At 58.2% G+C, this 23,584-nt stretch carries 24 protein-coding genes; 23 read left to right on the top strand and 1 reads right to left on the bottom strand.

What is annotated here, in order from left to right:
• Window positions 1-99: 99 nt before the first annotated feature.
• Both LG376_RS11720 and LG376_RS11715 read left to right on the top strand, forming a co-directional pair.
• Window positions 100-1,368 carry a hypothetical protein gene (locus LG376_RS11720; protein ID WP_225747241.1) on the top strand — a complete coding sequence of 423 codons (1,269 nt, stop codon included), beginning with the start codon at window positions 100-102 and terminating at the stop codon, window positions 1,366-1,368.
• 64 nt (window positions 1,369-1,432) lie between these two features.
• Window positions 1,433-2,625, top strand: a protein-coding gene (locus tag LG376_RS11715; protein WP_370633393.1) for an IS3 family transposase whose coding sequence is annotated in 2 segments (ribosomal slippage) — window positions 1,433-1,715 and window positions 1,715-2,625 — 1,194 coding nt in all. Because the reading frame shifts where the segments join, the coding sequence is not laid out codon by codon here.
• A gap of 16 nt (window positions 2,626-2,641) precedes the next feature.
• Here the strand turns inward: LG376_RS11715 and LG376_RS11710 are convergent.
• A complete protein-coding gene (locus LG376_RS11710) occupies window positions 2,642-2,785 on the bottom strand; it encodes a hypothetical protein (protein ID WP_225747240.1) in 144 nt (47 codons plus the stop codon).
• A 39-nt stretch (window positions 2,786-2,824) separates the two neighbouring features.
• On the opposite strand from LG376_RS11710, the gene LG376_RS11705 reads away from it, so the two are divergent.
• The 21 genes from LG376_RS11705 (at window position 2,825) to LG376_RS11605 (ending at window position 23,567) form a co-directional block, all read left to right on the top strand.
• A complete protein-coding gene (locus LG376_RS11705) occupies window positions 2,825-3,922 on the top strand; it encodes a virulence-associated E family protein (RefSeq protein ID WP_225747239.1) in 1,098 nt (365 codons plus the stop codon).
• Window positions 3,923-4,187: 265 nt separating this feature from the next.
• Window positions 4,188-4,469, top strand: coding sequence for a VRR-NUC domain-containing protein (locus LG376_RS11700; RefSeq protein WP_225747238.1), 282 nt, complete (start codon window positions 4,188-4,190; stop codon window positions 4,467-4,469).
• Window positions 4,450-5,808, top strand: coding sequence for a DEAD/DEAH box helicase (locus tag LG376_RS11695; protein WP_225747237.1), 1,359 nt, complete (start codon window positions 4,450-4,452; stop codon window positions 5,806-5,808). Before LG376_RS11700 ends, LG376_RS11695 begins: the two co-directional genes overlap by 20 nt.
• A complete protein-coding gene (locus tag LG376_RS11690) occupies window positions 5,805-6,287 on the top strand; it encodes a hypothetical protein (protein ID WP_225747236.1) in 483 nt (160 codons plus the stop codon). The genes LG376_RS11695 and LG376_RS11690 overlap by 4 nt, the downstream gene beginning before the upstream one ends.
• 222 nt (window positions 6,288-6,509) lie before the next feature.
• Window positions 6,510-6,842, top strand: coding sequence for an HNH endonuclease (locus LG376_RS12715; protein ID WP_370633391.1), 333 nt, complete (start codon window positions 6,510-6,512; stop codon window positions 6,840-6,842).
• A gap of 350 nt (window positions 6,843-7,192) precedes the next feature.
• Window positions 7,193-7,672: a hypothetical protein gene (locus LG376_RS11680; protein ID WP_225747234.1), complete on the top strand. Its 480-nt coding sequence runs from the start codon at window positions 7,193-7,195 to the stop codon at window positions 7,670-7,672.
• Window positions 7,673-7,811: 139 nt separating this feature from the next.
• Window positions 7,812-8,078 (top strand): hypothetical protein, encoded by a 267-nt coding sequence (locus tag LG376_RS11675; RefSeq protein ID WP_225747233.1) that lies wholly within the window; start codon window positions 7,812-7,814, stop codon window positions 8,076-8,078.
• 12 nt (window positions 8,079-8,090) lie between these two features.
• The gene (locus LG376_RS11670) at window positions 8,091-9,740 is read left to right on the top strand and encodes a phage terminase family protein (protein ID WP_225747232.1); all 1,650 of its coding nucleotides are present in this window, start codon (window positions 8,091-8,093) and stop codon (window positions 9,738-9,740) included.
• A gap of 49 nt (window positions 9,741-9,789) precedes the next feature.
• A complete protein-coding gene (locus LG376_RS11665) occupies window positions 9,790-11,151 on the top strand; it encodes a phage portal protein (RefSeq protein ID WP_225747231.1) in 1,362 nt (453 codons plus the stop codon).
• 21 nt (window positions 11,152-11,172) lie between these two features.
• Window positions 11,173-12,024 carry a hypothetical protein gene (locus tag LG376_RS11660; RefSeq protein ID WP_225747230.1) on the top strand — a complete coding sequence of 284 codons (852 nt, stop codon included), beginning with the start codon at window positions 11,173-11,175 and terminating at the stop codon, window positions 12,022-12,024.
• A 119-nt stretch (window positions 12,025-12,143) separates the two neighbouring features.
• The gene (locus LG376_RS11655; protein ID WP_225747229.1) at window positions 12,144-12,692 is read left to right on the top strand and encodes a hypothetical protein; all 549 of its coding nucleotides are present in this window, start codon (window positions 12,144-12,146) and stop codon (window positions 12,690-12,692) included.
• A 26-nt stretch (window positions 12,693-12,718) separates the two neighbouring features.
• Complete coding sequence (locus LG376_RS11650) at window positions 12,719-13,084, top strand: capsid cement protein (protein WP_225747228.1); 366 nt, start codon at window positions 12,719-12,721, stop codon at window positions 13,082-13,084.
• Window positions 13,085-13,096: 12 nt separating this feature from the next.
• Window positions 13,097-14,011: a major capsid protein gene (locus LG376_RS11645; protein ID WP_225747227.1), complete on the top strand. Its 915-nt coding sequence runs from the start codon at window positions 13,097-13,099 to the stop codon at window positions 14,009-14,011.
• 2 nt (window positions 14,012-14,013) lie between these two features.
• Window positions 14,014-14,397, top strand: coding sequence for a Gp19/Gp15/Gp42 family protein (locus LG376_RS11640; protein WP_225747226.1), 384 nt, complete (start codon window positions 14,014-14,016; stop codon window positions 14,395-14,397).
• Window positions 14,397-14,750: a hypothetical protein gene (locus LG376_RS11635; protein ID WP_225747225.1), complete on the top strand. Its 354-nt coding sequence runs from the start codon at window positions 14,397-14,399 to the stop codon at window positions 14,748-14,750. Before LG376_RS11640 ends, LG376_RS11635 begins: the two co-directional genes overlap by 1 nt.
• Before the next feature lie 161 nt (window positions 14,751-14,911).
• On the top strand, window positions 14,912-15,142 hold the full coding sequence (locus LG376_RS11630) for a hypothetical protein (RefSeq protein WP_225747224.1): 231 nt from the start codon (window positions 14,912-14,914) through the stop codon (window positions 15,140-15,142).
• Window positions 15,142-15,498, top strand: a complete 357-nt coding sequence (locus LG376_RS11625) for a hypothetical protein (protein ID WP_225747223.1) — start codon at window positions 15,142-15,144, stop codon at window positions 15,496-15,498. The genes LG376_RS11630 and LG376_RS11625 overlap by 1 nt, the downstream gene beginning before the upstream one ends.
• Before the next feature lie 61 nt (window positions 15,499-15,559).
• Entirely contained in the window at window positions 15,560-16,204 is a 645-nt protein-coding gene (locus LG376_RS11620) for a hypothetical protein (protein ID WP_225747222.1), read from the top strand.
• Window positions 16,205-16,381: 177 nt separating this feature from the next.
• Window positions 16,382-16,696, top strand: coding sequence for a hypothetical protein (locus LG376_RS11615; RefSeq protein WP_225747221.1), 315 nt, complete (start codon window positions 16,382-16,384; stop codon window positions 16,694-16,696).
• 152 nt (window positions 16,697-16,848) lie between these two features.
• Window positions 16,849-17,139, top strand: a complete 291-nt coding sequence (locus LG376_RS11610; RefSeq protein WP_225747220.1) for a hypothetical protein — start codon at window positions 16,849-16,851, stop codon at window positions 17,137-17,139.
• A gap of 35 nt (window positions 17,140-17,174) precedes the next feature.
• A complete protein-coding gene (locus tag LG376_RS11605; protein WP_225747219.1) occupies window positions 17,175-23,567 on the top strand; it encodes a tape measure protein in 6,393 nt (2,130 codons plus the stop codon).
• Window positions 23,568-23,584 lie beyond the last annotated feature (17 nt).

The following is a 23,584-nucleotide window of genomic DNA, read 5'->3' as shown; positions in this document are numbered from 1 at the left end:
CATGCGCGTCTACCTGCGCCAGCGGGGTATTCATCATTGCACCCCCACATGCATCGACGCCCTCATCAACCCACCCCTTCCAAGGAGGAGAAACCACCCATGAAAAACCGCGAACTCAAAATCGCCACCGCCACCACCCGCACCTCCTCCCGCTGGACCAACACCCACACCACCCTCCAAGACCTCACCGCACGCGCGTATGAGCCCACCATCGTCAACTGCACCAAAGACGAATACAAGAAGATGGCCAAGGCCGAGCGCGACAAGCACAAAGACGTAGGTGGTTTCGTCGGTGGTCACCTCAAACACGGCCGCCGCCGCAAAGGTCACATCCTCACCCGCAGCCTCATCACCCTCGACCTCGACAACATCCCCGAAGATGTAGACCTTCCCGCCGCCCTGGCCGACACCGTCCCCTACGCCTGGCTCGCACACACAACCCTCAGCCACCTCGACACCGAACAACGCTGGCGCATCTGGGTATGGCTTCACCGCGACGTCACCGCCGACGAGTACGGCGCCGTAGCCCGCCGAGTCGCCCAAGACATCAACCCCGGACTCGCCTGGTTCGACCCCACCACCTTCGAGCCGGAACGATTCTTTTACTGGCCGGCCACGCTTACCGACGGCGACTACCACGTCCACGTCAGCAACAAAAAAGAAATCCTCAACCCGGACGACTACCTCGACCGGTACGACACCTGGCAGGACGTCACCACCTGGCCCGGAATCACCCCCGAACAAGCCAAAAAATTCGAAGCAAACGGCAAGCTTGACGACCCGCGCGACAAGCCCGGCATGCTCGGCGCCTTCAACCGCGCCTACCCAATCCCCAACGCCATCAACACTTTCCTCGCGGACGTGTACAAACCAGGAACCACCAACAACCGCTACACCTACACCGGCGGTTCTTCCAGTAATGGACTCATCATCTACAACCAAGGCCACTACGCCTACTCCCAGCACGCCACCGACCCCGCCGCCGACGGACACTCCCACGCCGCATTCGACCTAGTCCGCATCCACAAATACGGAGACCTCGACGCAGACACCGAGGCCGGCACACCAGCCAACAAGAAACCCAGCTACACCGCGATGATGGATTTCATCAACCAGGACCCCTCTACGCGCGCAGAAAACGCCAAAGCCACCGCGGAGAAAATCAACGACGTCTTCCAACCCATCACCGACGAGACCGCGCGCGGCGAAGAACCCGACGCAACGCAACCCGAAACAGGGGAGGAGAAGGACACCCACGACCCCACCACCTGGCTCACCCAACTCGAAACCAAAAAAGACGGAACCTTCAAAGACACCATCGGAAACTTCGAACTCATCCTCACCCACGACCCCCACATCAGGACCTGACCCCTGTTTGGTAGACACCTGATATCCAGCCCGGTTGGGTTGGGAAGAAAGGTAATCTACCACCATGCCTAGGTATTCCGAACAGTTCAAACGTGATGCTGTGGCCCTCTATGAAAACAATGAGGACCTTTCACTTCACGCGGCTTCAGCAGAGCTTGGAGTCAATCGTTCCTCGCTTTTCTCCTGGCTTCAGCAATACGGCACCGGCAAACGTGCCCGCACGAAGGCCATGCGCGACAACGCCAAGGAGACGACTGATTCCGAGCGAATCCGCCAGCTAGAAAAAGAGAACGCGAAGCTGCGCGAAGAACGCGATATTCTGCGCAAGGCCGCGAAATATTTTGCCGAAGAGACACGCTGGTGATCCGCTTCCAGTTTGTCTATGACCACCGAACCGAGTACTCGGTCAAGCGGATGTGCCATGTGTTAAAGCTCAATCGCTCCTCGTTTTATAAATGGGTCAACACCCACGAAAATCGCAGGTTAAAGATATGTTCCGATGCCCTTATTGGTGCAAGAATCAAGGCCATCTTTGATGATGAGAACGGGCTTTATGGTGCTAAACGCATCGCTGCAAGCCTCAACGACGATACGGACTTCGGCCCGATCAACCATAAGAAGGTTGCGCGCATCATGAAATCCATGGGGCTAAAAGGCTTTAGCAAACGGCGTCGATGCATCACCACCCGGCGCAAGCCTGGTCACCGTGTCATGCCAGATTTAGTAGGCCGTACATTCACCGCTGACGAGCCGAACCGTGTTTATGTAGGCGACATCACCTACCTGCCGTGTAAGGGCGGTAAGAACATGTACCTGGCCACGGTCATTGACACCTATTCACGAAAACTTGCAGGTTATGCACTCGCAGACCACATGCGTGTCTCACTGGTCATCGAGGCTTTGTCCCATGCCAGCACAGTCCGCGGAAGCCTTGACGGGGCTATTTTCCATTCTGATCATGGAAGTGTGTACACCTCACAGGCGTTTAGGGACCACTGCGCCCAACTTGGTGTACGCCAATCCATGGGCGCGGTGGGAACTAGTGCCGATAATGCCCTGGCAGAATCATTTAACGCCACCTTAAAACGTGAAGTGCTACGTGATCGGAAAGTCTTTGATAATCCCATTATCTGCCGGCAGGAAGTCTTTCGATGGTGCATGCGCTACAACACCCGCAGACGGCACTCCTGGTGCAACCTTCTAGCCCCCAATGACTTCGAAGCACTCACATCAGCTACACTGACCCAAGCAGCATAGCTAACCCCCGACGTGTCTACTTTCCGGGGGTCAGGCCCTCAACCACATCGCCTGGAACTCCCACGCCAACCACCTCGAAGTCCAAGACCCCCAAGCCCTCCCATGGCAACAAATCAACCCCGGCTGGACAGACAACGACGAAGCCCAACTCAAAGCCCACATCGCCCGCACCTACGGCGGACTCTACGCACCCACCAAAATGAACGACGCACTACTCGCAACCGCATCCGCACGCGCCTTCCACCCCGTCCGCGACTACTTCAACCACCTCCCACCATGGGACGGAATCGAACGCCTCGACACGTTGCTCGTGGACACCCTCGGCGCCGACAACACCGACTACGTCCGCGCAGTCACCCGCAAAACCTTCGTCGCCGCCCACCGCCGCACCTTCCAACCCGGCTGCAAATTCGACCAAGTCCTCACATTGGTAGGCCCCCAAGGCGCCGGCAAATCCACCATCTTCAACCGCATGGCCGACCCCTGGTTCTCCGACAGCCTCACCATCACCGACATGAAAGACAAGACCGCCGCCGAAAAACTCGCCGGCAACCTCATCGTCGAACTCTCCGAGCTCGCCGGCATGCGCAAAGCAGAAGCCGAACCAGTCAAAGGATTCATCTCACGCACCGAGGACAAGTACCGGCCTGCATATGGTCGCAACGTACAAACCTTCCCACGCCAAGGAATCATCGTCGGCTCCACCAACGCAGACGAGGGCTTCCTGCGCGACACCACAGGCAACCGCCGCTGGTGGCCCGTCCACGTCACCGGCCAAGGCTGGCTCGGCAAACCACACACGCTTACCCAACAAACCATCGACCAACTCTGGGCAGAAGCCCGCCACCGCGACCACCAAGGCGAGAAGCTCTACCTCACTGGCGACCTGCTCCAGGCGGCCGAACACATCCAAGCCGAAAGTGTAGAAGCCGACGACCGCGTCGGAATCGTCGCCGAATACCTCGACAAAACACTCCCCGGAAACTGGGACGCCCTACCGCTGGGAATGCGCCGAATCTGGCTCGACGGTGAAACACTCCCAGACCAATACCGCGAGGCAGGCATGTGGGACCGCACCATCCAGCGCAACACCGTCTCGAAAATCGAAATCTGGTCGGAATGCTTCGGCCGCGACCCCGACACCATGCGCAAAATCGACTCCCACGAAATCACCGCCATCATCCAACAACTCGACGGTTGGGAGGACTCCGGAAAACTTCGGCGCCTTCCGATTTATGGCAAGCAACGCATATTCCATCGTGCGAATGTTCGGACGTCTGAAAGCGGAACAAAGTAGTGGAACAAAACGGCCAGGACTTTGTTCCAGGGTGGAACAAACGGAACAAAATAAAACTTTGTTCCACACTTTGTTCCACCCCAAAAATCACGCGCTAGCGGGCAGAACACTGAAACTGGAACAAACGGAACAAAGTTATTACTAAAAAACTCTGCAGAAAAACAGGGGGCAGTATGTACAAAAATGCACACATACTGCCTAGATCCAATACCTAAGTAAAAACATTGTTCCTTTTGTTCCACCAACAACGAAAGAAAGAAAAACAATGCTCGAACGCGAAGTCGAAAAAGCCCTCGTCCACCAGGTCCGCAAGGCCGGCGGAATCGCACCAAAACTTACCAGCCCCGCAAACGCCGGCATGCCCGACCGCCTAATAATCCTCCCCCAAGGCAAGGTCTGCTTCATCGAAGTAAAAGCCCCCGGCAAGAAACCCCGCCCCCTCCAAATCCGCCAAATGGACCGCCTCACCAACCTCGGCTGCATGGTCCGCACCCTCGACCACCCCAACCAAATCCAGGAACTCATCCATGAAATACAAACCGCATGACTACCAAGCCCACACCACCCAATTCATCATCGACCACCCAGAATCCGCGATATTCCTAGGAATGGGCATGGGCAAAACAATCTCCACCCTCACCGCCATCAACGACCTCATCCGCAACCGCTTCGAAACCCAAAAAGTCCTCGTCATCGCACCCATCCGCGTCGCGCGCGACACATGGCCTACAGAAATAGGCAAGTGGGACCACCTGGCCGGCCTTACCGTCAGCCCCATCATCGGAACCGCAAAGCAACGCGAAGCCGCCGCCAACCGCCGCGCGGACATCTACACCATCGGACGCGAAAACATTCCCTGGTTGGTGAAGCATCACGGCAGCCGCTGGCCCTACGACATGGTCATCATCGACGAACTCTCATCCTTCAAGAACCCGCAAGCCAAACGCTTCAAAGCCCTCAAGAAAGTTCGTCCGAAGGTACACCGCATCGTAGGTCTTACCGGCACGCCCGCCCCCAACTCCCTGCTGGATATCTGGGCGCCCTTCCGGCTCATCGACAACGGCCAACGACTCGGCAAGTACATCACCCACTACCGAGACCAGTACTTCACCCCCGGCCGGCGCAACGGCACCGTCGTCTACACCTGGAACCTAAGACCAGGCGCGGACCAAGCCATCTACGACAACATCGCCGACATCACCGTAAGTATGCGCACCACCGACTACCTCCAACTCCCCGAAGCCACCCACCAACACATCACCGTCCAACTCCCCGCGAAGGCGCGCAAGCACATCGATACCCTCAAACGTGACCTCGTCCTGGACCTCGATGACGACACTATCGACGCCGCCAACGCAGCCACCCTTAGCTTGAAGCTGCAGCAACTCGCCGGCGGCGCCATCTACAACGAAGCCGGCGACGACTACATCACCATCCACGACGAGAAAATCCAGGCACTCACCGAGCTCGTCGACCAAGCCCAAGGCAACCCCATGCTGGTCTGCTTCTGGTTCAAGCACGAACGCGACCGCATCCTTGATGCCATCCCCGGCGCGCGCGTCCTCGACAGGGCCAAAGACTTCCACGACTGGAACAACGGCAATATACCCGTCGCACTCATCCACCCCGCGTCCGCGGGCCACGGGCTCAATCTCCAAGCCGGCGGGCACATCATGGTCTGGTACACCACCCCCTGGAGTTTAGAACTCTACGAACAAGCTAACGCTCGACTCCATCGCCAAGGCCAAACCGAACCCGTCAGCATCATCCACATCGACACCGCCGACAGCATCGACCAAACAGTACACCAGGCACTTACCCGCAAAGACACCACACAGCAAGCACTCATCACAGCAGTCAAAGCCCAACTCGAGGAGGCAGCATGAAACAAGTAGACGAGTTCCAACTAAGAGACCTAGCCCGCGAACTAGCCGGCCACTACACCGAACTACACGAACTCAAAGACACAACCCCCAACCCACCCGAGGTCAAGACCAGGAACTCAGTCAAAGGCGCGGGCCCCAAGTCGCCCGGCAACTGGCTATGGCTCAACCGATACGTCACGATGGAACAGAACCTGCGAGAGTTGGCACTCAATGCGTTCGGCTCCGACGGCATCGGAATCCACATCAACGAGGCAGACTTCACCGCACCACGACTATGCCGACTCATCGCCTGGCACGCCCAGCCACTATCAGAGCTGGACTGGTCGGCAGACCTAGCGCAGGAACTCGAGGACCAGGCCCACACCATCAACCGATGGACACACCCACCGGAACATGGCCAAGCACTACTCAAGTCAGCGCGAGTGAAACGGCACCTCGTTGGTAAGTACTTGCCACCACTTGACAAGAAGTCTAAATAAAATGATATGATTGCGCTGTAGAAAGAGCCCGCCCACGAGCGGGCTTTTGTCGTTTTGCAAGCCTTATCGCCTAGCTCAACAATCTATTCACCAGGACAGAATTAGACCTTCCGAATCGAGCGTAGGCCACCGGCCCGCGACCGGAATAAGGCACCAAGTCTTGTCGCCTGACTCACCGACCTACTTAATGCGGACACTTTTTAGTAGAACTATCCACCTGAGATGCAGGCCACCGGTTCACGACCGGAACAAGACACAAGCAATAGGGGAGTGGAGAGCATGTGGACTAACCCATCACGCGGTGCACCACACCACCTACGAAAAGCTGCCCGCACCCGCGATGGCAACCAATGTGTCAGATGTGGAAGCACTGAACGCCTGGAGGTTGACCACATCCTCAATATCGCACACGGCGGCACGCATGACCTCGATAACCTCCAAACACTTTGCGCGGCATGCCACCGCGAGAAATCACAAGAGGAGGCCCGCCAAGCTCGAGCTGTGAAGCGGGCGCGCCGGAGGCTGCCTGTAGCACCTCATCCTGGTGTACGATGAGCCACAGAGGGGTGGGGGAGGACTCGCGCTTGGCCGCGCCGAAAGCGCCGGAAGGCATAGGGAGAACGAGCGTGTACGGGTTGGGGAATTTGCCCTCGTCATTTAGGTGTGACCGCTGATGTGGCTGTGAGGGCGCGTGACGGCCGCTCGCCGTATAGGGCTACTTTGTTGGCCTGAAGCTCGTGTTCGTTGCTTAGCTTTAGGCGTTAGTTTATAGTGCTCTACCTGTGACAAAAGCCAGCTCAAACGGTATAATTGCAGGTGTGAAGTGCTTAAATTGTGGGCGCGATGTGCCGCAGAAATCAAAGGGTCCGGCGCGGCGTACATGCACGGCTCGTTGTCGACAGGCGGTGTCCCGTAAGCGTCGCCAGCGGCCTGTCCCTGCGGCTATGGCCGATGCCCCTCGGTGGGTACGTGCGGACGGGAAACGCCCAATCACTCGCACTGGTGCGCCGGCATCGTCTACCAATCCCAGTACGTGGGGCTCATTCGATGAGGTGCAGCAAGGGGCAGGTGATGGCTACGGCGTCATGCTCGGCGGCGGCCTTGGCTGCTACGACCTGGACAACGCACTCGAGTGTGGCGCGGCGAAGCCGTGGGCGCGAGAAATCATCGAATCAATCGAAGAGCCCATCGTCTATGTAGAAAAATCCGTCAGCGCCCGCGGCCTGCACGTGTTCGTACAGTTAGCGGAACAGCGGGGTACGCGCCGGGATGTGGGGGACGGCAGCGTTGAGAAGTATTCGTATGGCCGGTTCATTCGATGCGGTGAGCCGGCGAGCTTAAAGGAAGTGATGAGTAATGCCCGGTCCACCACCCAAGAGGAGTGACCAGCGACGCCGACGCAATAAGCCGGATGAGACGCAGCCGAACCTGACGGTCGTAAAAGATGATGCGCCGCGACCTGCTGTGAAAGCACCACGGGTGTCGCCGTCGTGGCACCCGCTGATGAAGGACTGGTTCCGGTCGTTGAAGCAGTCGGGGCAGGCGCGGTTCTACGAGCCGTCAGATTGGCAGACCGCCCGCCTACTGGCCGAAGTTATGAGCCAGGAACTCAACAATGGCGAGGGGGTTAAGGCGTCAATGCTCGCCGAGTTTAATCGTGCCGCGGCGTCTTTGATGACGACGGAGGGGGAGCGGCGCCGTCTGCGTGTTGAGCTCCAGGCCGCTGATGGCGCTGCAGTGGATGATGAGTCTTCTTCGGTGATGTCTCATTACAAGGAGCTGTTTATGTAGGAGGTGGCCTGTATGGGTGATGTTGCTCCGCAGGAGCGGCTGGCGACGTTGCCCGAAGGGCTACCAAAGTTCACGCTGGGCTATGAGGCTTTAGCATGGGCTGCGAAATACCTGCGCCACCCTAACGGTCTTCGTGCGGGTAAGGCGTGGCAGTTCACTCGCGAGCAGGCACGCTACGTCCTGTGGTTCTACGCCTTGGACGAGAAGGCCCGTTGGCTTTTTCACCATGGGGCACGCCGGTTGGCGAAAGGTTCCGGCAAGTCCCCATTCGCTGCAGTCATGGCACTGATTGAGCTTTTAGCGCCCGTACGGTTCGACCATTGGGACCCGGACGTGCCCGGTGGTGTGGTCGGTAAGCCGGTGTCGATGCCGTGGGTTCAGATTGCTGCGGTCTCCTTGGACCAGACAGAGAATACGATGCGCATGGTGCGCGCTATGGCGTCACCCGCGAACGCGCCGGCGCTGCACCGCGACTACAGCCTGGACGTTGGAAAGACCCAGATTTTCGTGCAGCCGGAAGGCAAGCTCGAAGTCATCACGTCATCGGCAGCAACCGCCGAAGGTGCGGAGTCAACATTCGTTATCGGTGACGAGTTGGAGCACTGGACCCCGTCGAATGGTGGGGCAGAATTGCACGCAACTTTGATGGATAACTTGTCGAAGTCTGGCTCTCGTATGTTGGAGACGCTGAATGCGTGGAAGCCGGGCATTAACTCGGCGGGCGAGTCCACGTTTAACGACTGGGTTCTGCAAGAGACAGGGCGGTCTAAGAACGAGTCGCGGATTCTTTACGATGCGCGGCAGGCACCGCACGATACCGACCTGGGGGACGCTGATTCTCTACGCTCTGCGCTCGAGTGGGTGTATGCGGATTGCCCTTGGTCTGACATTGACGCGATTATGACGCGTATCTGGTCCCCGTCGGCGCAGGTGGACGATTCGAAGCGAAAGTATTTGAATTGGCCGGTAGCTTCGTCTGATTCGTGGTGTGACCCGCAGGACTGGGCGCAAATGGCGCGGCCCGATATTGATGTCGCGCCGGGCGAGGACATCGTAATGTTCTTTGACGGTTCCCTGTCGAATGACCACACTGCACTCATTGGGTGTCGCATGGACGATGGGCATATCTTCACCATTGGGGTGTGGCAGCCGAAGGCAGCTGACCCCGACGATAAGCCCATGGTTGATGTGCAGGCCGTTGATGATCGTGTTGATTTCGCTTTCGCTACCTGGAATGTCATCGGCTTCTATGCCGATGTGCGCGAGTGGGAGTCGTTCACAAAGGTGGCTTGGCCGGAGCGGCACCGCGACCGCCTCGAGTTGTGGGCAACCTCGCGGGGCGCGCAACAGCCGGAGCCCATCGCTTGGGATATGCGAGGTAAAGACTTTCAGTTCACGACGGCTGCGGAGCTCGCAGAAGCTGAAATCATGCAGCACTCGTTCACGCATGACGGTAACGCGCTGTTGACGGAGCATGTGTTGAATGCCCGCCGGCATGAGGGCCGGTACGGCATCACTGTGCGTAAAGAGTCGCGGAAGTCGGCAAAGAAGATTGACGCATGCGTGTGCATGATTGGTGCGCGCATGGTGTGGCGACTGGCTCGAGAACGCGGCGGCGTGTCGAAGAAGAAGCAGCGAACTGGGAAAGCATTTTTCATTTAACTAGTGGGAGGAGGCCGTGGTGTTGAGGCGTGATAAAGCAGAGCATGCGGTGCGTGAATTATTGTCCACGCACGTGGCCGAGCGCAGGATTTTCGACAACATCCACGAGTACATGGTGCCGTGGGATAGTGAGACGGCCACGGCCCGAGTTGGTGCCACGTTGAACTCTAAGAACCGTGAACAGCACGCGGAGCTTGCGCGCATGTCTGTCGCACCGTTCGTGGCGTTGGTGGTGGATACTTATTCGCAGTCGCTGAAGGTGGACGGTTTCTATTCCGCCGATGGTGAGCAGGCGGATGCCTGGTCTTGGTGGCAGCGTAATAAGATGGCTGCTCGCCAGACCGGGCTGCATCGCGCAGCGTTAACCTATGGCACGTCTTACGCTTCGGTTCTGCCGGCGGCGGATAATGCTTTGCGTATTGGCGTGCATTCACCGCGGCGCATGGTGACGTTCTACTCTGACTCGCTTGGTCTTCCGGGTGTGCCGTCTTCGGATGAGTATCCGATGCTGGCTCTTGAAATCGGCGACCGGTACATGCGCATGTTTGATGAGGAGTATGTGTACTGGTTTGGGGTTGAGCATGCTCCGGAGAGCGTGGGAGGTTGGCTTGATAGAACCTATTATTCTTCGACGAACCTCGTCTTTCAGGAAGCCCGCCCGCACAATATGGGCGCGGTTCCTATCGTTCGGTACCAGGACCGCATGCTTACTGATGGTGAAGAGCGCCGCGGCATTGTGGAGCACCTACTCGGTTTGCAAGACCGCATTAACCGCACGAATTACGAGCAGGGAGTAGCGCAGCACTTTGCCGCGTTTAAGCAACGCTATGTGATTGGTTGGGTGCCGGAGAATGAGATGGAGGCTTTCCGCCAGTCTGTGGCTGACACGCAGTTCTTTGATGACCCTGATGTGAAGGTTGGCCAGTACGATGAGACGGATTTGTCGCGCTACATTGAGTCTCGTCAGGCGTCGGTTCGTGACTTCGCCGCCCTGGCGCAGGTGCCCGCTCAGTCGTTGGGCGCTAACGCCATCAGTAACATTTCGGCCGATGGTTTGGCAGCGCTTGAGACGTCGAAGGATAGGCAGGCGTCTGAGATTCAAACCTCGCTTGGAGAGTCACACGAGCAACTGCTGCGGCTGTGTTCGCACGCTTCCGGTGATGAAGACGGAGCCGCTGATTTCGAAGCCGAGGTGACGTGGGAGGAAACTTCGTCGCGTTCGTTCGCGCAGACTGTGGACGGCTTGGGCAAGCTGTCGACCATGTTGGGTATCCCGCCGGAAGAATTATGGTCAGATATTCCTGGGTGGACTAAGGAGCGCGTGGAGCGCGCCCGCTCAACCGCACGCACATCGAACCTATTTAGCGGTATCGCTGATGCGGACGATGCCGTGGATGGGTTGCAGCTTTAATGACCGTGAGGTGGTGATGGTATGCCGCTGGCGCATGTTCGCAACAACGATGATTCGCTGGCGGTCGACATCAGCCGCCTAGTGAATAAAGCTCTGGCTACATACGGTGTGCCGGTCACCGTGCAGCAAGTGGAGAAACTGGTGGATATTTTGTATCCACGGGTTATTCGCATGCGTCGTGTAGCTTGGCGCACCCACGTGGTGGAGCTTGGCCGCCAGGCCGCAGCCGCCGGCGTAGAGATAAAGCCTGAAGCCATACGCCCTTACCCGCGAAAAGCATTATTCGACGCCATCGCGGACGTCTCGCGCCTTTCCCCGGACTCGTCGAAACTTCACGTGATGATGTTGGACGAGGAATCTAAGAAGCGTGTTATGCAGGCTGTGAGCCCTGATTTTTCTAACCGTATGGATTCCGCCGTGAAAGCTCGTGTAGCTGGTGAGCTTGGCCGGCGCTTGTCACGCCACATTGTGGACGCGGGGCGTAGTGCGGTGACGGATGCGGCACACAATGGCTCGGCGAGATTTAAGTCTGGGAGGCCGGCGCGTGCCGGTTATGCGCGGGTCTTGTCTGGCCGCGAGTCATGCGCTTTCTGCACCATGCTTGCCTCCCGCGGGGCGGTGTATTCCGAAGATACAGTAATCCGCCGGCGTGACGGCCGCAGGTATCACGATGGCTGCGACTGCATTCCAGTACTTGTGGTTGATGGAAAGCCGTGGGAGGGCCAGAAGGAAGCAAATGCCCTGTATGCGCACTGGCGTGAACAGACTTGGGTGGGCGATAAACCGTCGCCTGCGCAGTTTAGGAAATGGGTCGAGTTCATATCGGCTGGTGGTTTGAACACCGCTGAGTATTCGCCTTTTGGCGGAAAGTAGCGCTACCAAAGGTTGGCAGTGTTGGGGTTCGATTCCCCTTTAGCGCACCACCCCCACACCACATTGGTTGGTGGCGGGGGCTTTTTCATGCCCAACCCAGATAACCCAGGAGGTTACCGATGGCAGAAGAAACTACCGCCACCACCGACGACCAGAATGCCGCCGAGGTGGCAACCGAGGATAAGGCCCAGGAGGCCGACAACTCGAAGCCGGAACGCAGCGCAGAGTCCTACCAGCAGGAGCTAGAAAAGCTCCGCAAGGAAAGCGCCCGCTACCGCACCGAGCGCAACGAACTACGTGCCGATGCGGAAAAGTACCGCGAGATTCAAGACGCGGAAAAGACGGAACTGCAGCGCGCCCAAGAAGCCCTGGAGGCCGAGCGCACCAAGGCCAACCAATTCCAAGTGGAATTGGCACGTTCCAAAGCCCTTTCTAAGTACGGAATCTCGGAGGAGAACGCCGACCTTTTGGGAAGCGACCCGGAGAAGTTCGACGACAATGCAAAGCGCTTAGGCGAGTTGCAGGCGCAGGCCGCTAAGCGAGCCACACCGCCGTCTGACTATCCAGTCGAAAATCTTAAGCCGGGGGCTTCCTCGCGGGAGGATAAGCCAGATTACTCGTTCCCTGCGTCGTGGCCGGTAAACGGCAAGTTTGCACAACACAACTAATTCCCACATAAGGAGGGATTTTCGTAATGTCCACTGTTGTTCATTACACCCCCGCCCAGAACCCGACTGTGAAGGCACAGGCGGACCTGAAGGCGGGTACTTTCGTACAGCTCGCTGGCGACATTGACGGCCGCAACCCGGTTGCTAAGACCGCGGGTGCCGGCGCCCAGGTTTTCGGCGTACCCGCCACCGACGTAGCTAAGGATGGCTACGTCATGGTGTACCGCGCAGGCCACATCGTTGAAGTCGAAGCTAATGGCGCTATTGCCGCCGGCGACCCAGTAGCCGCTGCAGCGTCCGGAAAGGCCACTAAGGCTGCGGAGTCCGCCCCAGTAGTCGGCCTCGCTGTGTCTGCCGCTGCTAATAATCGCGTCATTGTGGCGCTGAAGTAAGGAGGAAGAAAGATGGCTGATTTCACTTTCCCACTTTCCCCAGCCCGCGTTAACGACGAGGGCACCATCACCACGTCCATGCTGGTGCAGGAACCGACTCGCCTTTCCAATTATATCGCGCAGCTGACGCAGGCGAACCTGGTCTCCCAGTTCCTGTTTACCTCCACCGCGGCTAACGGCGGCGCCATTATGTATGACCGTCTCGAGGCCAACGTGGCGACCGTAGCGGAGAAGCCTGGTGTTATCGCCCCGGGCGCGGAGTTCCCAGCGTTCTCCACCGCGCAGGGAAAGCCGGTAGTCGACCCGGTCGTGAAGACCGGTGGTCACTACGACCTGACTCGCGAGGCAGAAAAGCGTAACGACCCAATCATCTTGCAGCGTGGTGCCAACCGCGTGGCGAACACGATGGTCAAGGACATTGATGACCGTGCCTTCCAGGTTATTGATGGCGTCATCTCCAACATGGACAGTGGCCTGAAGTTGGAGTCCTCTGGTTGGGCCGCTGCTGGTAAGGTCACCGCGTCTAATAAGACTGCGCTGACTGGTGAGGGCAAGCTCATTGATGATATTGAGGAAGCCAAGCTCAAGATTGAGGAGACCGACCTCGGTTATAACCCGGATACCTTGGTCCTGAAGCCGCGTGACGCGAAGAATCTTCGCGCCATCCTTGGTGTGAAGAACTGGCGCGATGTGCTGTCTACCCTCGGCATCACGCTCTACGTGTCCAACACCAACTCTCTGGGCGAGGGCGAAGGCCTGCTGCTGCAGCGCGGCGCAGTCGGCGTTATGGGCGTTGAAGACCCGATTTCCACCGACAATGAGTACATCAAGGGCCGCCAGCTGACCCGCTTCTACACCTGGGCTTCCATGGAGTTTGGTGTTACTGACCCGCTGTCTGTGGTGAAGCTGTCCGGTTTGGCGCAGTAGTCATGGCGGCGTTTGCGACTAGCGACGAGCTGCGCGCACGGTGGTCGCTTGCCCCCGAGGGGGATCAGGCGGACGCCGTACTAGAAGATGCGTCCGTGTGGCTGCAGGCCATGTACGACCTGCCGGATAATCCATCAGAAAAGCTCGCAGCTGTCCTGCGGATTATCGTGTGTTCGATGGCGAAGCGCGCTTTGCAGTCAGAGAACACTGACCACATGGAGTCACTGTCACAGACCGCCGGCGCTTTCTCGCAATCCTCCTCTTTCCGCAATAGTGAGGGCAATCTGTTCCTTACAAAAGCGGAGCGGGAAATGCTGGATAAAGCGCTCGACGATGAGTTGAACCGTTCCCGCGGTATGCGCACCGTTGAGGCGGTGAGCTGGTAATGGCTCTGGATGTTCCGCTCCGGTATTCCGTGGTGCGTATCCGCCGTGAGCAGGTGGGCACCGTTGATGAGCTCGGCAACGATGTTGTCGAAGATGTGGAGTCCTCCGAACCGGTCATGGTTGCTGGGTGGGCGATGCCGCAAACTGATGAGCCGAAGCTCGCGGGGCATGAGCGACGCACTGTGAAAATCGAGATGTACGCCCCTGCGGGGGCTTTTCTCGTAGGAGACGCGGTACGTCTACCCGAGCGGAAGGATGTTCTCGAAGTTGTTGGCGAACCCGAAAACTACGAGCACAACCCCTTCGGGTGGGCACCAGGATTAGAGGTGGTGAACCTTGCAGGCATCGAATAGCTGGCTACTCATCGAGCGGTCAGATGGAAACCTCGACAAAGTTCAAACCTCATCCTTGTCTTTCGACGGTGGTTCGCTCATCTGTTTCGCAGACGAGGCGCAGACCAAAGTGAAAGCCGCGTATAGCCCCGTCGGCTGGGCTCATGTGAGGTGGTGTAGCCGTGACGAAATACCGGCCCAATAAAACAGGACTACAGGAACTTCTTCGCGGTAGCGTCGCTAAGCAACTTGTAGTGCAGCATGGTGAGGACATCGCCGGCCGCGCCGGGGACGGATTCGTCCTTTCTACCCAGCAAGGCAAGTCTCGATTCCGCGGCATCGTGTACGCGGATACATGGTCTGCTAAGTGGCGAGAAGGGCGAGAAAACGTGCTAGTGAGGGTGCTTGGCTAATGGGTATTTCAACACAGGCGATTGCCGTCAAGCTACTAGGCGATGCGCTTGGGGTGCGCGTGTCCACGCGCATGCCCGACCCGGAGCCGAAGCAATTCGTCATCGTCTCTCGTATCGGCGGTGGTGCTGATACGTGGTCGACGAAGGCGCCGCGCTTCCTCGTGGAGTGCTACGCCCCTAGCGAGGTAGCCGCGGAGAAACTAGCCGATGATGCGTGGGACTCATGGCGTGGATTCCGCAGTAACCAAGTCACTTGGGCGTCTGTGGACAACAATCTCACTCGTTATGACGACCCCGACAGTCGGTTCTCTCGATTCCAGTTCACCGCTCAACTGCAACTTAAGCGCACCCAATAGGTGTTGCTGAACCTCTTTTCTTTCAGGCCCGGTCCAACGATTCTGAAAGGAAGACTGACACATGGCTGTCAATATCAATAACGCTTTCGTTGGTGCGCCCCCGATTGATGGCGGCGTGTACTTCAACGCCCCACTAGGCACCAAGCTGCCCACCTCTGCCACTGAAAAGCTCGATGAAGCATTCAAGGATCACGGCGCGGTCGGCGAGGACGGCTTCAACGTCAACCCGGCTCGTGAGTCCTCCACTGAGAAGATGTTCGGCGGCGAGGACTGGGTAGACCTGCAGACTTCCTACACCGAGACCGTGACCCTGACCTTCCTCGAGGAAGATAACGAGGCAGTCATTGACTCCCTCTTCGGTGCGGATAACGTGGAGACCAAGAAGGCTACCAACTCTGAGGGCAAGCAGACCACCATCTACCACACCTCGGAGCGCCTGCCGATTCAGTCTCACGTCCTCAAGGCCGTGTACGGCGAGAAGGCAAAGACCTACGTCATCGAACGTGGCCGCATCACCACCGTGGAAAAGACCGCGGATGTCCACTCCGCTTCCACCAAGTACAACGTGACGATTACCGCGTTCAAGGGCACCGACCCAGAGCGCAATTACGCATACGTCACCGAGTACCGCGATGACGGGACCCCGGCCGACGCCGAAAATTCTGAAGACCCGGGCACCGCTGGCAACCCTGGCGCCGAGGCGTAATAAATCCCCCTGGGCGGAGCAGCAGGGGCTAAACAATCCTGCTCCCACTTCTCACCCGGCAAACCATTGAGGGAAAACAATTCCCTTTGGACCGGGCCTGCCCTCAACATTTGCCGGGTGGGCTCAAACTTTAGGCCCGGCCCCAACAACCCAACACCCGAAAGGCTTGGTCCACCCATGGCTCTCACCGTTTCCACCAGCTTCGACAACATCGAAGTAATCATCCCCGCCGCAACCGGCAACAAGACCGTAACCCTGTCCCTCCCACCGCTGGACTGCTTCGACCCCAAGACCGTCGAAGAAATCGAAACCAGCCTGGAAGACAACCCCAAGGTAGGCAAGAGCCCCACCGAAGCACTGCGATTCCTGCTGACCTACTTCGCCAAGAATAAGGCACAGAAGGAAGCTATTGCTGGTTTGAACGGCCGTCAGATTAACGAGATTGATAAGTACTGGCAGGAAGAGTCTGGAATCACTGTGGGGGAATCCTAGCCCTCCACCGCTTCCTCACATCCCGCGAAGGTCTGCTTGACGCGGTAAGAGCAGACCTTTTCACCGCTGGCTGGTCTCTTTCTCAACTCGGCCGCACATTCACATGGAGTGACCTAAAAGCATTCCTACGCGCTCTCCCAGCAACGTCGAACGTGCATAAATTGCTGAATCCCGAGTCTGCAGAGCTTGCCGAATGGTCGACCCCTCAAGTGAAGATGCTTGCCGCGGCGCATGACTCTCTGCTTCGCACCTATCTCATGGCTCATGGCGTTGACGTAGAGAAACTGCCTCCTCATGGGCTGTGGTACGCGATAGTTTCTTCCTTCACCGAAGATGAGGCGGACTCGCCGGGGGAGAAGGAGGCAGAGGAGAAAAAGACGCCGCCGCGGTTAAAGACCAGCGCGGATATTCGTGCGGCTGTGAGGGCTACCGAAAAGCAATAACCCGTGTACCACCCTTTGAAAGGTAGGCATCGCTCATGGCCGAGCTCGGCGTCGGATACATCAGTATCGTCCCAGAAGTCTCCAAAATCTCCCCCGGCATTGCAAAGGCCTTGGGCGCTGCTGAGCCACAGGCAGAGAAGTCTGGTGACTCCATGGGCAGCAAACTGTCCTCTGGCATCAGCCGGAAACTTAAAGCCTCTGCCATCGGTATCGGTACCGCGGCCGGCGGTTCGATTGCTGCCGGCCTGACTAAGGGCTTCGGCCGCCTAAAGGCTATTGAAGGCGCCGAGGCGAAACTCAAGGGCCTGGGCAATAGCGCCGAGACCGTGTCCGGCGTTATGGACAATGCTCTGGCTGCCGTGAAGGGCACGGCCCACGGACTGGGTGAAGCCGCGTCTGTGTCTGCACAGATGGTGGCCGCTGGTATTAAGCCGGGCAAGGAGCTCGAGCAGACGCTTACTACCGTGGGTGATACGGCTGCGATTGCTGGCCGTTCCATGGAGGACATGGGCCTAATCTTCGGCTCGGTCGCAGCTCGCGGCAAGCTCCAGGGCGACGACATGCTGCAGCTCATGTCTGCTGGCATTCCGGTATTGCAGCTCTTGGCAGACCAACTCGGCGTGACTTCCGCTGAAGTCTCCGACATGGTTTCCGAGGGCAAGGTAGACTTCGAAACCTTTGAAAAGGCCATGCGTGAAGGCATGGGCGGTGCCGCCCAAGACATGGGCAATACCTTCTCCGGCGCGCTAGCCAACATGGGAGCCGCAGCCGGACGTGTCGGAGCTACAGCGCTCAAACCATTTTTCGGCCTAGCTAAAGACGGATTCGGAGCAGTCACTGTTGCTCTCGACGGGCTGAACGACCGACTCGGCCCGGTGATGGAAGATTTCGGGGACTGGATTCAGAGCCGCGGTGTGCCAGCGGTTAAAGAGTTTGGCAGTTCCCTAGCTGCGTTGGGCCAGTCTGCCGAGGCGCAGACCATGCTGCAGCAGACCAAGAACGCTTTTACCCAGATGTGGGAAGCGGGCCAAAAGATGGCCCCCGTCATTGGCAGCATTATCAGTTCTCTGGGGCAGGCGTCTGCAGCGCTTGGCATCAGCACCTGGACTGTATTCGTCAGCTTGCTGCAAGCCGCCGGCAGCGCGATTGAAGCCCTATCAGGCCCATTGCAATCTGTGACCGGATTCCTAGAACAACACCCAGGGCTCGTGACTGCTGCAGTAGCAGCCTGGGCCGGGTTCAAGACGGTTCCCACCATCTTCGACAAGATTAACGGTGTCGTTCAGCCCCACGTTGAGTCGCTAAAGACGATGGGGCAGGGCGTGAAGGATATTCGCGCCTACTATGCCGACACCGGACGCGAGATTAGCCGCTTCGACGCGGCAGTACAGTACGCGGGCACGTCGACGAACAAGACGATGCAGTCGATGGCGCAGGCATACACCCAAGCGTCTGCCCCTCTGAAAGATTTAGCGTCTAGCTATAGGGCTATGGGGCAGTCTGCGTCGGAAAATGCCCTCAAGGCCGGTAACTCGTTTACCTCCATGGACTACATGATGCAGAGCGCAGGACGTTCTGTACAAGCCTCCGTGACCAGTATGGCCGGCACCATTAGTGGTGTTGGTGCTGCGGCTTTCTCTGGGCTTAAGTCTGGTGTAACCAATGTGGTTAATGCTCTGGGCGGCCCTCTGGCTGTCGGCATTGGCGCGACCGTTGCGCTGTACGCGAATACGCAGCATGCTGCGGCCGCGTTGGAAGCAGCGCAGGAGGCGATGGCTCAGGCGACTCGCGAGTCTGCGGTAGCGCAGCAAGAATTGCGCGCCCAACTAGCCGGCACAACTGGCGAACTTGACGACCAGGCGTTGGCTTCTGCTGCCAAGGTCGCCAAGGCGGAGTTCTCTGAGCTCATTGAAATGGGTGGCCGCGATTTTGGCATCGTTGAGAAGCTCAACATGGCCACAGTCTCGGTCGACAATTTCATGAACAAGATTCCTCTCATGGCCAGCGAGGAACAGAAGGCTCGAGCAGCTTCGACAACCCACAACAAGGAGCTGAAGGAATCTTATGAAGCTCTGTCGGAAGCGGCTGAGAAGTCCAATATTCCGATGGAGGCACTTAGCGAAGTCGTTGCTAAGGGCGGACCTGAGTACCAGAAGCTGATTTCGTCTCTGCGCGAGTCTGGCGATGCAGGTAATGCTGCTGCCGACCAGTTGGAGGGTGCCCGCGCTAAGGTTGAGGGGCTTGTTGAGTCCGCACAGCGTGTCGACCCAGCCGCAGCGCAGGCTGCCCAGGGCATTGAGGTTCTGGCTGACGCGGGTTCCTCTGCCGAGGAGAAGCTGACCGCGCTCGAAACGGTGCTGCAGGCTATGGGTCTGGCTCCGAAGGACGCGGAAAAGGCCATGATGGACGCCGCGGAAGCGGTAGACAAACTGGTCGAGTCCACTCAAAGCCTTGAGGTTCCTGCGAACGAGATGGGTGCCGCGCTGTTCAATGCAGACGGCTCTCTCGAAGTTACGAATGATTCTGCTCGTCAGCTTTATGAGCAGATGACCACTCTGCATGACCAGATGGTCAACGTCGCTGTTAACGGCGGCGACGTGCAGGGAACTTTTGACAACCAGATTTCCCCAGCGCTTGACGCCTTGGCGGAAAAGTTTGGCCTGTCTAAAGAACAAGTCGCGTCGTTGCGTGAGCAGTTTGGCCTCATGCCTGAAGAAATTCAGACTGTTGTCAACGTCAATAGTGAAGGCGTTTCGTCGGAGCTAGCGTCCATTTATGCGGCGCTGTACGACCTGGAAGAGGGCCAGACCATCGAGGTCCCTCTGGCCGGTGATGAAGCCATGGCCGTGCTCGATGAACTTGGCATCAAGACTAAGGACTTGGGCAATGGCAACATGGAGATCACTGCTACCACGGATGAGGCAGAGGAAGCTCTTTCTCATATAACGCAGCTGATGTCTGAGATAGGCGAAACTGACATTTCGCCAGAAGTGTTTATGGACACCACTCAGCTTGAGGTGTCCGCTAGCGAAGCGAAGGGTATTCTCGATGCCCTCGATATTGAGAATCCGTCGCCGCAGGCACAGCTCATTATCGACAACCTCCTAAATGGCAAGGGCATTGCCCAGGGTGAGCTGGATGCTTTGGGGGCTATGTCGCCCACGCCGAAGGCTGACCTGAATAAGAAGCTATTGGATAATGGCGTTTCTTTGTCTAATAGGGCTCTGGACCAGCTGGGAGTCAAGAAAACCACTCCGACGATTGACGTTAATAACCGTCCTGCAGCAAGTGGTATTGAATCGGTCAAGAATTGGCTTGCTGGTATCAAGGACAAGGTTGTTAATATCTTCACCCACCGGCACGATAACGCTGCCGATGGCTTGGTGAATTACGGCTCCGCACAGCGGTTTATGGCTGCCGGTGGTGCCGAGCGCATGTCGCAGCAGCCGGCCCAAATCCAGCCTGGCGGGCGGTGGCTGACCTGGGCTGAGGATGAAACGCAGGGCGAAAGCTTTATTCCTCACGCTCCGTCGAAGCGTAAGCGGTCGACGCAGATTCTGGCGGAGACTGCTGGCATCTTCGGCCTGGGCTTGGTGGACGCTGGCGGTAACCAGATTCGCCGCGACGGCTCGTCTGTGGCCCCGAAATCTGTCACCCACATGGCAGATGGCGGCGTTAGCGCCCATGATGTGCTGAAATTCGTCAAGGGTGAAACCGTTGATGGCAAGCGTGCTCCACGGTCGTTGGAAGGTGCGAGCTACGTGTGGTCGGGCGGACTGCTCGGAAACTGGGGAGACTGCTCGGGCGCCATGTCTGGAATTGGCGCTTTCATTGCTGGTTGGCCGCTTGCCGGGCGCAAGTTCGCTACCGGCGATGAGGGTGCTGTCTTGGCCCGCATGGGAGCGAAAAATGGCCTCGGCAGTGGCGCCCGCATGGCTTTCGGCTGGTTCAACGGCGGACCATGGGGCGGCCACACCGCCGGAACACTGTTCTTCGGCGACGGCAAACGCATCAACCTCGAGATGGGCGGTGGACGGGGCGATGGCCAGATTGGCGGCGCTGCAGCCGGTGCTGACAATGGCCAGTTCACCAACCGCGCTTACCTTCCGCTCGACGGTGGTGTTGACATCGGATTTAGCGATGTTGATGGTACCTACGACAAGGGTGGTCCGCTAGAGGGGATTTCGTCGACATCCACCAGTGGATACACGACCAAGAGCGGTAAGTCTGTTTCCTGGGGTAAAGCCCAGGAATACTACGACATGGCGCTCGAGTTCCAGAAGCGGACGCGAGTCCACGACCGCGGCGGAATTATGAAAGATGGCCGAATCGCCATCAACATGTCCGGCAAGGACGAGCGCATCCTCAACCCAATGGAGACGGTTGCCTACGAACGGTCCCTGGATGTTCTGCCTAAGTTCGCGGCATCGTTTAACTCTGCCGTCAACCAGTTCGTTAAGGGCGCAAACGGTGCGCAGTACCAGGCCGTTAGCTACGGCCGTCACTTCGGCGGCGATTACCTCGCTAGTGCAGAAATCGTGCAAGACGCCGAACAAGGCCTACTCGATACACGCCGTGCCATCGCCGCGGAAAACGACGATGTTGTACAGCGCGAAAAGGAACTGGCGGAAGCCAAGCGTGAGCTCGCAGAAACAGAAAAGGAAGGAGGTGGGCTCTCCAAGGACCAGAAGCGCAAGCTTGCTGACGCCGAGGAGAACTTGGCTAAGGCCCGTCGTGAGGGCAAGCCGGACAAGATTGCTGACGCGGAGAAGAAACTGGCTCGCACCCGCGAGGACGTCAACGATGCTTTGGAAAAGTCCAAGGACAAGAACGCTAAGGCGGTCAAGTCCGCACAGGACAAGGTCAACAAGGCTGAAGACGCCCTAGGTGAAGCTCGCGAGAAAACCGCCGACCAATCCGACCGCCTCATTGCCGCGGAGCGCGCTGTCGCAGCCGCACGCTACAAGGCAGCAGGCGACATGGCGGAGTCCATCTTTGAGTCCGCATCTAAGGGCTTCATTTCTATTTCGAATTTCTTCGATGAGATGGAGCGTCTGGCGGGCATCGTGGAGCGCACTCGTCAAGAGGTCTCCAAGATGGAAATGCAGCAGCAGACCAACGCCATTGAGCGCCTGCGTTCCTTGGCGGAGCTGCAACTGCGTGAGCAGGATGTGGCGCGGGCCCGGGCTCGCGGTGCATTGTCCGTTGCTGAAGCAGAGGCAGACCTTGAGGACGCCCGCGACGCGGCAGCCCGCATGGGGTCCACCTCCATTGAAGCTATGTCTGGTGCGATGGACCGGTTCCGCCGCACAGGCATTTTCGCCGTGGAGGAAGTCTCCGAGTCGGTAATCGAGAACTCCGCGGAGGTTAAGGCCGCGGAGTGGGGCGTTAAGGTTGCTCGCGCCCAGGCTGCGCTTGATGAGTTCGAAGCAACTCGTCAGCAGGCTTTGGCGCAGCTCGATGTTGCCCAGGCAACGCTGACGCAGACCGCGGCGGCCAAGATGCTGACCTTGCAGACGCAGCAGCTGCAGGCCCAGGCCGCGCAGCTGTATGGCATGACCGCTAATCAGGCCTCTGGTGCTGCCCGTGGCTTCGGCGGTGTCGGCAAGGTAACCGGTGGTCTTGGCAAGGTTATTGGTGGCATTCTCGCCGGTGTTGCTGGCTTTGCAGCCGGTGGCCCGCTCGGCGCGTTAGCTGGTGCCGGCCTGGCGCTCGGTGGCTTGAAGGACACCGTGCAGGGCAGTATTGACATTCACCAGAATAAGAAGGAGATGCGTGAGGCTTGGAAGAACCTTGATGGTGGTTCCAAGGCTGGCATCATTCTTGGTTCTGCTGGTGGTGCTGCGCTTGGTGTCGCCGGCGGCGCATTGTCCGGCCAGTACGGCACGGAGATGGCTACAGCTGGCGCTGAGCTTGGCGCCCAGTTTACTGAGGCCACGATTGGTTCTTTGCAGTACGCGGTGGCTGGAAAGATTGACAAGCTGCAGCGTGAGTCGGAGGACCAGACTGCTGCTTTGCAGCGGCAGACGGACCGCGACCAGCTCGCCCTGGACATGCTCAAGGCTCAGAATGAGGTCGACTACATCACTAAGAAGGATGTTCTCGAGTCGAACCTTGAGTATGCAAAGCTGCAGCAAGACCTGGCGAAGGCCCAGAATGAGGGCGTTATTAAGGCGCTGCAGGACGCGTCGAAGGTGGAGCAGGAGCGCGCTTCGCAGGCGCACGTGGAGCAGATGGGAATCATCAGCGACACGAATAAGCACCTGCAGGAGCTCGTCACTTTGACGCGGAATGACGCGGGCGCGAACACGGAGACCGGTAAGCAGCTTGCCGCCGCTGTTGGTGGGATTAACAAGCTGCTTTTGTCTTTGTCGGCGCGCCCGTTGTCAACGGCGGATGGTAACCGCTTTGCGGAATCCAGAATTTAGGAATATGGGAGGTTTGT

Source organism: Corynebacterium sp. Marseille-P4611 (assembly GCF_916618765.1).
In the GTDB taxonomy this organism is placed as follows: Bacteria; Actinomycetota; Actinomycetes; order Mycobacteriales; family Mycobacteriaceae; genus Corynebacterium; species Corynebacterium marquesiae.
The sequence above is the reverse complement of the archived record's forward strand: the minus strand, read 5'-3'. Positions and strand labels throughout refer to the sequence as shown.

Excerpts from the sequence above, each read along its gene's own strand:
- LG376_RS11720 (WP_225747241.1), top strand. The coding sequence starts at position 100 with ATGAAAAACCGCGAACTCAAAATCGCCACCGCCACCACCCGCACCTCC.
- LG376_RS12715 (WP_370633391.1), top strand. The coding sequence starts at position 6,510 with ATGCAGGCCACCGGTTCACGACCGGAACAAGACACAAGCAATAGGGGA.
- LG376_RS11620 (WP_225747222.1), top strand. The coding sequence starts at position 15,560 with ATGGCTGTCAATATCAATAACGCTTTCGTTGGTGCGCCCCCGATTGAT.
- LG376_RS11625 (WP_225747223.1), top strand. The coding sequence starts at position 15,142 with ATGGGTATTTCAACACAGGCGATTGCCGTCAAGCTACTAGGCGATGCG.
- LG376_RS11635 (WP_225747225.1), top strand. The coding sequence starts at position 14,397 with ATGGCTCTGGATGTTCCGCTCCGGTATTCCGTGGTGCGTATCCGCCGT.
- LG376_RS11695 (WP_225747237.1), top strand. The coding sequence starts at position 4,450 with ATGAAATACAAACCGCATGACTACCAAGCCCACACCACCCAATTCATC.
- LG376_RS11660 (WP_225747230.1), top strand. The coding sequence starts at position 11,173 with ATGCCGCTGGCGCATGTTCGCAACAACGATGATTCGCTGGCGGTCGAC.
- LG376_RS11645 (WP_225747227.1), top strand. The coding sequence starts at position 13,097 with ATGGCTGATTTCACTTTCCCACTTTCCCCAGCCCGCGTTAACGACGAG.
- LG376_RS11615 (WP_225747221.1), top strand. The coding sequence starts at position 16,382 with ATGGCTCTCACCGTTTCCACCAGCTTCGACAACATCGAAGTAATCATC.
- LG376_RS11670 (WP_225747232.1), top strand. The coding sequence starts at position 8,091 with ATGGGTGATGTTGCTCCGCAGGAGCGGCTGGCGACGTTGCCCGAAGGG.
- LG376_RS11650 (WP_225747228.1), top strand. The coding sequence starts at position 12,719 with ATGTCCACTGTTGTTCATTACACCCCCGCCCAGAACCCGACTGTGAAG.
- LG376_RS11705 (WP_225747239.1), top strand. The coding sequence starts at position 2,825 with ATGAACGACGCACTACTCGCAACCGCATCCGCACGCGCCTTCCACCCC.
- LG376_RS11655 (WP_225747229.1), top strand. The coding sequence starts at position 12,144 with ATGGCAGAAGAAACTACCGCCACCACCGACGACCAGAATGCCGCCGAG.
- LG376_RS11690 (WP_225747236.1), top strand. The coding sequence starts at position 5,805 with ATGAAACAAGTAGACGAGTTCCAACTAAGAGACCTAGCCCGCGAACTA.
- LG376_RS11605 (WP_225747219.1), top strand. The coding sequence starts at position 17,175 with ATGGCCGAGCTCGGCGTCGGATACATCAGTATCGTCCCAGAAGTCTCC.
- LG376_RS11640 (WP_225747226.1), top strand. The coding sequence starts at position 14,014 with ATGGCGGCGTTTGCGACTAGCGACGAGCTGCGCGCACGGTGGTCGCTT.
- LG376_RS11700 (WP_225747238.1), top strand. The coding sequence starts at position 4,188 with ATGCTCGAACGCGAAGTCGAAAAAGCCCTCGTCCACCAGGTCCGCAAG.